The sequence below is a fragment of the Pantanalinema sp. genome (genome assembly GCA_036704125.1).
Taxonomy (GTDB): Bacteria; Cyanobacteriota; Sericytochromatia; order S15B-MN24; family UBA4093; genus JAGIBK01.
Genome location: DATNQI010000018.1, coordinates 36,857 through 46,641 on the forward strand (window position 1 = coordinate 36,857; position 9,785 = coordinate 46,641).

A 9,785-nucleotide genomic window follows, 5' to 3' on the forward strand; every position below is an offset into this window, starting at 1 on the left:
GGAACGCGTCATTGGACCACCCCCATGTGGGCGCGCCGGACCCACTCGGCGGCCTTCTGAACGTCCCAGACCTGGAGCCCGTCCAGGGTGGCGTTCTGCAACACCGCACCGTTGGCCCCCGGGATCAAGAGCGGGCTCGAGAAGCTTAGCAGCGCAGGCAGCTCAGTCACCCCAAGGCGGCCCGCGTACGGATCGGTGGCGCGCAGCTCGCCGTCCCAGTAGAGTTCGAGCCCCCGCGAGCCCCACGTCGCCGCCACGTGGTGCCACTCCCCCCTCTGCCACGGTGCCGACGTCGGCACCCACGTGGCGAGGTGGCTTCCCCCCGGGTCGTAAGAGGAGAAGTAGATCTCGTAGCGACCGTCGGTCCGTCGGCGCTTGGTGATCGAGACGAAGGTGTTGAAGGACGGGTTGTTGAGCTTGAAGAGGGAGACGCCCCCGGCCTCCTCCCAGGAATAGGCCGGGCGGATCCAGAAGGCGATCGCCCCCTGTTCCATGTTGAAGGCGCGCGCGTCGAAGCTCAGGCGATCGGGAGCAACGGAATCTCCGGCGTAGGGGGTGGCAACATCCCCCTCCTCGATCTGGAAGCCGTCAAACCACGCGGTTCCGGTCTTGTTGCGGAACAAGGGATAGAACACGGTTCGGCAGTCCTCCGACACCGAGAAGGACACGCTCAGGCGCGTCCAGTCGAAGGTCCCGATGGGGCAGGCTGCGGCGAAGGTGCTGACCACCACGCCGCCGTTTCGAAAGGTGTTCACTCTGAGCCCCAAATCCGTGGCGCTCCCGCCGGCCGAGACGTTTTGACCCCTGACCCACAAGGAGAAGGTATAGGACTTGCCCGCCTTGAGGTGGTACGTACCGCTGTCGAAGTAACCAAGCGTGTTGTCCGCGGCCCCCGTCCGGACGATCTTGAGGGACCTCTGGCCAAAGCGGGGAACCGTGGCATCGAGCGAAAAGGTGGCATCGGGGGTCACGCTAGTCACCATCATGCCGTCGGGCACGCCGTTGCCGTCCGAGTCCAGCTCGACGCTGGAATTCGCGATCATGTTCACGCCCGAATCGACCACGACCCCCCTACCGACCCGGCCCTCGTCGTCGGTGGTGCCGACGTTCTCGACGGCGCTGCCGAAGCCGTCGACGATCAGGCTCCCTCCCGCCTCGAAGCCGGTCGCCGCCGCCCCCTCCTCGAGCTGGGCGGCGTCCACGTCCACCGTTGCAGGGAACACCGCCTGCCCGGCCACGGAGCCGACGCGCACGAAGACGATGTTGTGCGGGCTCGAGACCGTGGGCGTGAACGTCAGGGAGTAGCGCTTCCACGCGGTCGTCAGCGCGACGCTCGGGCCGTTGAAGCTGGGCCCCGGCACGAGCCGGTCGGTGGCGCACGTCAGCTGGATCTTCTCGCCGCCCACCGCCCCGCGCGCATGGACCGAGAAGGTGTAGGGGCGGCCCGCCACGAGCGAAAAGGGGTTCGCGCCGCGGGGCGGGGTGCCCGCGTGCCCCTGGCCCAGCCAGACATCCCCCGCCGAATTGGTCGTGATCCGCGCGAAGCGGGCTCCCTGCTGCGCCCCGCCGACCACCACCGAATCGGTCGCGTTGCCACCCGGCGTCCACAGCTGCCACGACCAGCGCTGATAGTCGCTGGGGCTCGCTTGCTCGAAGCCGGGGTTGATCAGCATGTTGGAGCCCTGGCCCGAAAGGCCGAGCCGGAAGGCCCCGCCCGGCCCCGGCCGGACGAGCTGGATGGGATCGAGGTTGAGGCGCAGGGCCTCGGTGACGAGGCCCTCCACCTCGCGGGCCTTGGCCTCGCTCAGGTTGGGCAGGCCCGTGGCGAAGCGGTGGGTCCCGGTCACGGCGTCCCATGTCACCGCGCCCATCACGTCCGAGGCCGCAAGGCCCAGGTGGTCCCAGAGGATGGCCGCGGCGGTGGTCGCCGACGAGAGCTGGACCTTGCTTCCCGAGATGCTGGTCCAGCCGGCCGCCGTGAGGCTGACCAGGGTGCGCAGGCGGAAGGCCGCGCTGCCGGTCCCACCAAGGGTCTTGGTCGACTCCAGGAGGTAAGGGGCGTCGAGCACGGGGGTGAAGCTGCCGGGGGCCTGGACGGTGAAGGTGCCGTCGGGGGCGGTGATCCCCGTGGCCCTGGCCTCCAGGGTGGAAGGATCGAGCAGGGTCACCGTGGCGTTGGCGCGGATCGAGCCGGCACCGGCCTGGGTTTCGTACCCCTCTGGCAGGATCACCCGGCCCGCAAGCAAGGGAGTCGCCGGGATCGTCGCCACAAACGACGGGCCGACCAGCGGCGCCGGACGGCAGCCGAGGACGACGAGTGCCGCGAGCAGCGAGGTCAGGATGAGGCGAAAGGGGCGCATCGGCTACTCCTGTGCGAGCCCCCGGGCGAGGCGCTGGATGGCCTCGACCGAGAGGACGCTGTCGTAGATCCGGAACTGGTCGAAGGTCGCCTCGGCCGGCGACGCGCCGGTGGTGTACGAGCCGACGCCCATGGCGGCCGGCACCGGCGCGCTGAAGCTCGCGACGGCGCCGGTGCTGTAGCTGCGGAACTCGGTACCGTCCAGGTAGAAGTGGAGATCGGCGGAATCGAGCGCCCAGCTCAGGGCGACGTGGTGCCACTCGTCGCGCCTGACCAGGCGCGAGAAGTCCGCGAGGCTCACCCCGACGCGCCGGGTTCGCAAGTTGTTGCCGACGTCGTCGGAGAGGTACGCGTAGAAGGTGCCGCCGATGCAGACCAGGTTGAGGGCCCAGGTGGTGGAGACGTTGTTGAAGTCGAAGAAGCAACGGGCGGGCTCTGCGATCGAGGGCGTCCAGGCGGGCTTGAACCAGAAGGAGACCGTCCCCTTCGTCGGATCGAGGTTGCCCGCCGTCGGGAACCTTGCCCCCACGTTGGCCGGGATGAAGCGCTGGACGCGGTTGTTGGTGTCGTCCGCCACGTAGAAGCGACCGTCCGGAGAAAAGGCGAGGTTGCGCGGGTTCTGGAACTGCGACGGGGCTGAGCCCTGGGTACCGAGCTGGCCCAGCAGGTTGCCCTGGCGATCGACCTTCGAGACGCAGTGCGCCAGGCTGCCCGTCAACCACGCGTTGCCCCCCAGGTCGAAGGCCAGGTCTTCGATCAGGTAGAAGGGGCCCGAGCCGCTGCCCGTGGTGCCCCACTGCGAGAGAAAGTTGCCGCTCGCGTCGAAGCGCTGGACGCGGCTGTTTCCCCCGTCGACCACGTAGATCTCGCCGCTCGGGTGCACCGTCGCGTTCCCCCAGCCGTTGAAGGCGCCCGGCACCGAGCCCGACGCGCTCTGGTTGCCCGCGGAAGTGGTCCACTTGGTGCCGTTCCCCATCCCCAGCAGGAAGGTGCCGTTGGGGTCGTACTTGAGGACGCGGTAGTTCGCCGCGATCCAGACGTTGCCCGACGCGTCGACCTCGCAGAAGCCCGGGTTGGTGAACTGGTTGTGGGCGGAGCCCGACGTCGCCCCGACGGGAATCGTCCAGCGCGACCCCGAGCCGATGCCCCAGAGCAGGCTGCCGAAGGGATCGAACTTCATGAAGCGGTGGTTGTTGTAGTCCACCACCACCGTGTTGCCGTCCCGGTCCACGCCGATGCCGTGGGGGTAGTTGAAGGTGCCGGTCCCCCCGGAGAAGGTGTTGAAGGACCAGATGTAGCGGCCGTCCGGGGTGAACTTCTGGATGCGATTGTTGACCAGGTCGGGAACGTAGATGAAGCCCTGGCGGTCCACGGCCACCGAGGTGACACGATTGAACTGGCCGAGGGCCGAGCCCTGGCCGCCGATCTGGCCGTCGTAGAGGGCGATCGCGCTGGAGAAGGCGTAGGCCTCGCCCCCGTCCTTGCCCCGCACGGGGGTGAGGCTCGAAGTGGCATAGGGGCCGACCTGGAGGGCGTCCTCCAGGTCGAAGAGCACGCGCGCGTTCGGGTTGAGGGCGAGGGAATAGGCCCCCGAGGCGTAGCGGAGCCACTGGACGGGGTCGAGGTTGGCGCCGAGGGCCCGGGAAACCAGGCTAGCCACCGTCTCCAGCTCGGCAGAGGTCACGCCCGCCGCCTCGGTGAAGGCCCCCGTGGCGGGGTCCAGGGAGCCCAGCAGGCTGGCGCCCGCGATCGCCCGCAGGTCCGCGACCGCGGCGAGCGCCGTGGTGCGCGCGTCGATCCGGATCCCCGCCCCGAGCGAGGTCGCGCCCGACAGCGAGCGCCACTGGGCGCCGTCCCACATCACCAGGGTTCGGAAGCGCAAGAGGGCGCGGTCGTTCGAAGCCGCGAAGGTCTTGCGCGCGTCCAGCACGTAGACGGCGTTGGTGGTCGGGGCGAAGGCGGCGAAGGGATTGAGGGAGAAGGCGCCCGCGGCGTCGGTGAGGCCCGTGGCCACGACCTGCCGGTCGGCGTCCAGGAGCGTCACCGTCGCGTGGGCGACCAGATCCGCGGCCGAGGCCTGGACGGCGTAGCCTGCCGCCACGCGCCCCCAGAGGCCTGAGGCGGATCGCGCCTCGGAGGCGACGCGCGCCGAGGCTGCCTCTCGGGGGAGGCTCGATGGGTTCTGACACCCCCCGACGAGCAACGCCAGGCAGAGCACCTTGATCAGCTTGGACTCATCGGTCATGGACGCGCACCCCGGCACTCTCGCAACATACGAGCATTGTACCCACCGGATGCCGAGACCTCCTTGATCCTGGGCATCGCCTTGGGCAAGGGCCCCAGGGTACCGGGACGCCGGGCGCCGAAAGGCGCTAAGCCACCTCGGAGGCGCTCTTCTCGGAGGTTCTCGGCACGTCGGGGTAGGCCTCGTGGATGGCGAGCACCTCGTCCCACTGCTGGAAGAACGCCTCCACGCAGGCCGGATCGAAGTGACTCCCTGCCCCCTCCCGGATGACGGCGGCCGCGCGCTCGACCTCCCAGGCCCGCTTGTACGGGCGCTCCGAGGTGAGGGCGTCGAAGACGTCCGCCACCGCGACGATCCGCCCGAAGAGGGGGATGGCCTCGCCCGCGCGGCCGTGGGGGTAGCCGCTGCCGTCGAACTTCTCGTGGTGGCTGACGGCGATGAGGGCGGCGGCCTGCAGCAAGTGAGAGGAGCTGCCCCTGAGGATCTCGTAGCCGATGGCGGCGTGCTGCTTCATGATCTCGAACTCCTCGGGATCGAGCTTCCCCGGCTTGAGCAGGATGTGATCGGGAGTCCCCACCTTGCCGACGTCGTGCATGGGCGCCGCCCTCAGGATGAGCTCCTGGTCGGACTCCGAGAACCCGATGGCCTTGGCGATGAGCTGGGAGTAGCTGGCCATGCGCTGGATGTGGGAGCCGGTCTCGGGATCGCGGAACTCGGCGGCCCGCGAGAGCCTCAGGATGGTGTCATGCTCGCGCGCCAGGATCCCCGCCAGCGACATCCGCACCTCGCTCGCCAGGCCCTCCGCCCGGTCGGCGAGCATCCTCTGGTGGCGGCGCAGGGCGAGCATGTTCCGAACGCGGGGCACGAACTCGCTCTTGTCGACCGGCTTGGTGAGGAAGTCGTTGGCGCCGTACTCGAGGGCCTGGTAGCGTACCTCGGCCTCGTTCACCGAGGTCACCATCAGGACGGGGATCTCCGCGCAGCCCCGGCTCTCGCGAAAGCGGCGGACGAACTCCAGGCCGTCCATCTCGGGCATCATGTAGTCCACCAGCACCAGGTCGGGCTCCATGGCCCGGCACCAGCTCAGCGCCTCGGCGGCGGAGGTGAAGCAGAACGACTGCACCCCCTCCAGCTTCGAGAGCAGGGCGCTCAGGAACACGGTGTTCACCTTGCTGTCGTCGACGACCACGACGTTCATCCGTCAAACTCTCCTTGCTTCAAGGTCCCGACGAAGGCCCGCACGCGCGCGGCCTCCTGCGCAAGCTCGCCTTCGAGCGCGCGCAGACCGTTCCAATCCGAGGTCTCCTCCATCCGGCGGCAGATCGCGGCCAGCGCCGCGACCCCGAGGTTGGCCGCGGTCCCCTTCAGCTCGTGGACCACCGAGACGAGCGCCCTGGCGTCCTCGCGCGCGAGCGCGTCGCCGATCCTCGCCTGGATCTCGGGCAGCGACTCGACGAAGAGGCCCAGCAAGAGCCCGGCCTCCTCGGGATCGACCACCGCGCGCAGGCGCGCCAGATCGACGCACGGAAGGGCCCGGGCATCCAGGTCGGCCGGGGGCGCCGCGGCCCCCGGCGAATCATCGCCGAGCCAGCGCGCCAGGACGGCCGCGAGCTGCTCCTGGGTGAAGGGCTTGGACAGGTAATCATCCATCCCCGCCTCCAGGCACTTCTCCCGATCGCCGCGCATGGCGTTGGCCGTCATGGCGACGATGGGCACGCGGCGGCCCTGGGGCGCCTCGTGCAGGCGGATCAGGCGCGTCGCCTCGAAGCCGTCCATGAGCGGCATCTGGCAGTCCATCAGGATCAGGTCGTAGGCGTCGCCCGAAAAGGCCTCCAGGGCCGCCGTGCCGCTCGCGGCGACGTGCGGCTCGACGCCCAGCCTCCTGAGCTGCGCCTGGGCCACCCGCTGGTTGATGGGGTTGTCCTCCACCAGCAGGAGGCGCCTTGGCGCGAAGTGAGCCCGCCCGGCCCGGAGCGGCGCGGGATCCTCGGCCTGCGCCTGCCGGCCGGACGAGGCGAGCTCGACCAGGCAATCGAAGAGCTGGGACTGGCGCAGCGGCTTGGTCAGGTGGGCGGCATAACCCGCGGCCGAGGTCTGATCGCTGACGAGCCGTCGATCCAGGTCGGCCAGGAGGACCAGCCGGGTCGCGCCCAGCGCCGGGTCGCTCGCCACCTGGCGCCCCAGACACAGGGCGACGTCCTCGGCCTGGCTGGAGTCCACGATCACCACCCCGAAGGGGTCGCCCTCGGAAGCCGCCTGCCGGATGACCTCCAGGGCGTCGTGGAGGCCGGCCTGGGCCCCGTTGCGCATCCCCCACGACGAGATGTAGCGGTGGGCGATCTCCTGACCGGCCGCGTCCCCCCCGACCAGCAGCACGCGCACCCGGTGCAGCGGCGAGGGGTCCGAGGTCCCCTCCGCGAGGCGGCCATGCTGGAAGGGCAGGGTGAACCAGAAGGTGGACCCTGCCCCCTCCCGGCTCTCGACGCCCATCTCGCCACCCATCAGCTCCACCAGGTGCTTGGAGATGGAAAGGCCGAGACCGGTGCCGCCGTAGCGGCGGGTCGTCGAGCCGTCGGCCTGCACGAAGGGCTGGAACAGGCGCCGGCGAGCCGCCTCCGAGAGGCCGATCCCCGTGTCGCGGACCTCGAAGCGCAGGGTGGAGGTCTCTTCGCTCGCCTCCTGCAGGCCCACCCGCAGGGTGACCTCGCCTTTTTCGGTGAACTTGAGGGCGTTGCCCGCCAGGTTGAGCAGCACCTGCCGCAGGCGCCCCGGATCCCCCTGCAGGGGGGTGGGGATGGCGGGGGAGATGAAGCTCGTCAGGGCCAGGCCCTTGCCGAAGGCCCTCGTGGAGAGGAGGCCGACGACGCCCTCCACGACCGACGCCGGATCGAACGCGACCGAATCGACGCGCATCATCTCCGCCTCGATCTTCGAGAAGTCGAGGATGTCGTCGATGATGCTCAGGAGGGCGACGGCCGACTCCTTGAGGATGCCCAGAAAGTCGCGCTGCTCCGCGCTGAGGGCCGTGTCCATGAGCAGATCGGCCATCCCGAGGACGCCGTTCATCGGGGTCCGGATCTCGTGGCTGACGGTGGAGAGGAACTCGGACTTGAGGCGCGAGGCCGCGAGCGCCTCGTCCCGGGTCTTCTCCAGCTCCTGCTCGGCCTGCTTTCGCTCGGTGATATCGCGCTTGATGGCCACGAAGTGCGAGACCTTCCCGGTCTCGTCCTTCAGGGGGGTGATGGTCTGCTCCTCGGGGTAGAGGCTCCCGTCCTTGCGCCGGTTGATGAGCTCGCCTTCCCAGACGTCGCCGGAAAGGACGGTCCTCCACATCTCGGTGTAGAAGGAGCGCGCCTGCAGGCCGGATCGAAGGACGCCGACCTTTTCTCCGACGACCTCGTGCGCCTCGTAGCCGGTCCGGGCGGTGAAGGCGCGGTTGGCGTACTGGACGATGCCGGACGCATCGGTGATGAGGACCATGTTCGCCGCCGCGTCCAGGGCGGCCCGGTGCAGCTTGAGCTGCGCCTCGGCCTGCCGGCGCTCGCTCAGGTCCTGGAAGGAGACGATCATCCCCGACGCCTCGCCCCCCTGCCTCAGCCCCTGGACGACGACGGCGACCGGGACGAAGCGCCCGTCCTTGGCGACGAAGAGCTCTCTGCTCTCCACCCTGCCGCTGGACGTCAGCGCCAAGAAGAAGGGGCACTCCTCGGCGGGGAACGGGCGCCGGTCCGGGTGCAGGAAGTGGAAGGCCGCGTGGCCGACCTGGCCCCGCAGCTCGGCTTCCTTCCAGCCGAGAACCCGCTCGGCTACCGGGTTCATGAGCACGATGCGGCCCTGAGGATCCAGGACCAGCATGCCGTCGCTCGCGGTGTCGAGCACCGCGCGGATCAAGTCGGAGGAGCCTGGATCGACCATTTTAGCTCCGTCATCGCACGAGTCATCCGGCAACAACCGCAAAGCGAGGCGCAGCGCCCCGCACGTCCTTGCCCGAAAGGCCAAACGCCCACCAATGCTCCATCATGGCGCCCATCATAGTCGCAACCAAGGCATCAGGCCATCCGTAGGATTTGCGTAACAACATCAGAGCAGCAACGAAACCCGTCATTGTATCCAATGACGGAACGAAATCATGGGCGCGGCGAAATTCGGACGCAAGTCCCCCTTGAGATCAAGGTATAATTAGAACAAGATTAAGCACCGATTAAGTCCCACCTGTCGGAGGAGTTGCTGAATGACCCGTCTTTCCATCGCGTCCCGCTGGCGCAAGGCGGCCGCGATCGCCCTGACCCTCGGCCTCGTCGCCGGCTGCGGCATGAGCCCCATGCGCACCGGCGCCGACCCCGCCGAGGTCTCCCGGCTCAAGGCCCAGGCCGAGCGCTCGACGACCGGCCTGGTCAACGTCGTCGTCACCCACGGCACCGCCAAGAACCTGAGCGAGCTGGTCAGCGCCGGCTTCGACGTCTGGGGCGTCGAGGGCAAGCGCGTCAAGGGCAGCGCCAACGCCGCCTCGCTGGAGACCATCCAGCGCCTCAACCTGCCCGTCGAGTCCTTCAGGAGCCTGGGCAACTCCTTCGACAAGGGCTACAAGACCACCGAGCAGATCGAGGCCGACCTCAAGGCGCTCGCGGCCAAGTACCCCGACATGACCAAGCTCGAGGACTTCGGCGACAGCTGGGAGAAGACCCAGGGCAAGACCGGTCACGACCTCTTCGTCCTCAAGATCGGCCGCGGCAACACCGCGAGCAAGCCGGGCGTCATCTTCCTGGGCAACCACCACGCCCGCGAGATCGTCACCCCCGAGATCGTGCTGAACATCGCCCACATGCTGCTCGAGGGCTACGGCAAGGACCCCGAGATCACCGCCTACGTCGACAGCCGCGACATCTGGCTGGCTCCGACCGTCAACCCCGACGGCCACGTCCACGCCGAGCAGGGCGCCAACCAGCGCAAGAACACCAACGTCGTCACCGGAGGCAAGCGCCGCATCGGCGTCGACCTCAACCGCAACTACGGCTACAAGTGGAACAACGGCGGCGCCAGCAGCGACCCCGAGAACGACACCTTCATGGGCGTGAGCGCCTTCTCGGAGCCCGAGACCCAGGCGATCAAGCAGCTCGTCGGCAGCCGCAAGTTCGCCTTCCTGATGACCTACCACAGCTTCAGCAACCTGATCCTGTGGCC

At 68.9% G+C, this 9,785-nt stretch carries 5 protein-coding genes; 1 reads left to right on the plus strand and 4 read right to left on the minus strand.

What is annotated here, in order from left to right; translation table 11 throughout:
• Window positions 1-8: 8 nt before the first annotated feature.
• The 4 genes from V6D00_02545 to V6D00_02560 form a co-directional block, all read right to left on the minus strand.
• Window positions 9-2,360 carry a LamG-like jellyroll fold domain-containing protein gene (locus tag V6D00_02545; protein ID HEY9898038.1) on the minus strand — a complete coding sequence of 784 codons (2,352 nt, stop codon included), beginning with the start codon at window positions 2,358-2,360 and terminating at the stop codon, window positions 9-11.
• A gap of 3 nt (window positions 2,361-2,363) precedes the next feature.
• Window positions 2,364-4,604, minus strand: a complete 2,241-nt coding sequence (locus V6D00_02550; protein ID HEY9898039.1) for a LamG-like jellyroll fold domain-containing protein — start codon at window positions 4,602-4,604, stop codon at window positions 2,364-2,366.
• 127 nt (window positions 4,605-4,731) lie between these two features.
• Window positions 4,732-5,802, minus strand: coding sequence for an HD domain-containing phosphohydrolase (locus V6D00_02555; GenBank protein ID HEY9898040.1), 1,071 nt, complete (start codon window positions 5,800-5,802; stop codon window positions 4,732-4,734).
• Window positions 5,799-8,519 carry a PAS domain S-box protein gene (locus V6D00_02560; protein ID HEY9898041.1) on the minus strand — a complete coding sequence of 907 codons (2,721 nt, stop codon included), beginning with the start codon at window positions 8,517-8,519 and terminating at the stop codon, window positions 5,799-5,801. The genes V6D00_02555 and V6D00_02560 overlap by 4 nt, the downstream gene beginning before the upstream one ends.
• Window positions 8,520-8,835: 316 nt before the next feature.
• Here V6D00_02560 and V6D00_02565 point away from each other — a divergent pair.
• On the plus strand, window positions 8,836-9,785 hold a 950-nt coding region (locus tag V6D00_02565), incomplete at its 3' end, for a M14 family zinc carboxypeptidase (GenBank protein ID HEY9898042.1).

Bases quoted from the DNA above. Each gene is read 5' to 3' on its own strand.
- V6D00_02555 (HEY9898040.1), bottom strand. From the start codon at position 5,802: ATGAACGTCGTGGTCGTCGACGACAGCAAGGTGAACACCGTGTTCCTG.
- V6D00_02550 (HEY9898039.1), bottom strand. From the start codon at position 4,604: ATGACCGATGAGTCCAAGCTGATCAAGGTGCTCTGCCTGGCGTTGCTC.
- V6D00_02560 (HEY9898041.1), bottom strand. From the start codon at position 8,519: ATGGTCGATCCAGGCTCCTCCGACTTGATCCGCGCGGTGCTCGACACC.
- V6D00_02545 (HEY9898038.1), bottom strand. From the start codon at position 2,360: ATGCGCCCCTTTCGCCTCATCCTGACCTCGCTGCTCGCGGCACTCGTC.